General features: G+C 63.9%; 1 protein-coding gene. It reads right to left on the bottom strand.

Features of this window, described 5'->3' with window-relative positions; all coding sequences use genetic code 11:
- Nucleotides 1-117: 117 nt before the first annotated feature.
- Nucleotides 118-1,502, bottom strand: a 1,385-nt coding sequence (locus AC628_RS41665; protein ID WP_074132566.1) for an ISNCY family transposase, incomplete at its 5' end; no start/stop codon positions are given.

The following is a 1,502-nucleotide window of genomic DNA, read 5'->3' as shown; positions in this document are numbered from 1 at the left end:
CGACACGACGCCTGTCCGTAGCGGGTGAAGATGTCGTGTTTTTGTAGCTCGTGATCTGTCGCCTTCGTTTCTGATTTGCAGGGGAGCCGGAAGGCGGGGACGGCTTTCCCTGATTGATCATGCCACGGCTGTTGTGGCGGTTTTAGCCGTGTGGGTGAGTTTCTTTGTTCGACTTGAAGCCCGTTTCTCCGTCCCGACCCGCGCTTTCTCGACGGCGGGGCGCGCAGGAGCGGTCAAGGACGCGCGCTTGCGCGCCCGCAAGGGCTTGTCCTTGACGGCTCCGAGCACGCCGCTAGGCTGAAGCGCGTCGGGGCTGATCTGCTGTCCGTCAGGGGCAAACCTCGCCAATCGATGCGGTCCAAGGAACACGCTGACGGTGCCATCGGGATACTCATGTAGCCGCACCAAGGCCTTGACGAAGTGAGGTCTTAGCCGGCTCTCCGGCAACTGCAGCCGCCGACCGTTCCATGCAACGGTATTGTCGTTGGCAACGGTTCGCTCCTCGATCACGCACAGCGCCTCGCGCCAGGCCTCATGCCGATCGGCCACGAATGCCGTGCCTTCCTGATCGGGCTTGATCGCAAACGCGGCGTTGTGCCCGGGGATGTAATGCGCCTTCAGCCACGCGTTGGCAGCCTCAACCGTCGTGATCCCGGCAAGCCGCAGCTCCTTCGGCAGCCGATCCTGCAAGGTGCCGAACACCCGCTCGGAGCGCCCCCGCGCCTGCGGCGAATAGGCCGCGATATGCTCGATCCCCAGATGGGATAAGGCCCGTCCCACCTGGGTTTGTTGCGTCTTCGAGACCCTCTCGCCAGCTTTTGGGGTCAGGAAATAATGGCTGCCGCGGTCGGTGTAGAGCGCGCAGAACAGGCCATGCTCGCCGATCACCTCGCCCAGGGCCAGGAACGTCGAGGCCGTGCCTTCTTCCTCGACCAGCAGCATCGAGTAGATCTCACTCGTCGCATCGTCCATCGTGACGATCAGGTCCATCGCCGGAAGACCTTCGATCCAGACATGGCGCGATCCGTCCTGGTGCAGCAGCATGCCCCGAAGTGGCCGGCGCGGGCGCTTCTTGCGGTGCGCCGAACGCTTCGGCGCCTTCCGCACCAGGCCTGCCGCCTGCAGGGCGAGCTTCGTCACCGTATAGCCCAGCACATAGTCGTGCCGCTTTTGCAGCTGCTCGTGGAAGTGCTTCACCGTGAAGTCCGCGTACTTGTCCCGGAACAGTCCCAGCATCCGTTCCAGTTCTTCCTGTGGAGCCCGCCGTGGCGAGCGCCGCCCCAGCCGGCGGTCGACCAGCCCGCCATCGCCCTCCGCCTCATAACGCTCCGCCCACCGTTGGAAGGTCCGAACACTGATCCCGAGAACCTCCGCAGCAGCCTCCTGCGTCAGTTCCCTCGCCTCCGTCCGTTCCAGCAAATCTGAAAACCGCATCCGTCGTACACCCTCGTGAATGGATGCCGTGCCCATCGCGCCCCCTTTGCTCCGGGGCACCAAAAACA

Origin of the sequence: Bradyrhizobium sp. NAS96.2, from assembly GCF_001908235.1 — a bacterium.
Lineage (GTDB): Bacteria > Pseudomonadota > Alphaproteobacteria > Rhizobiales > Xanthobacteraceae > Bradyrhizobium.
This window is presented reverse-complemented; position numbering and strand designations above follow the sequence as displayed.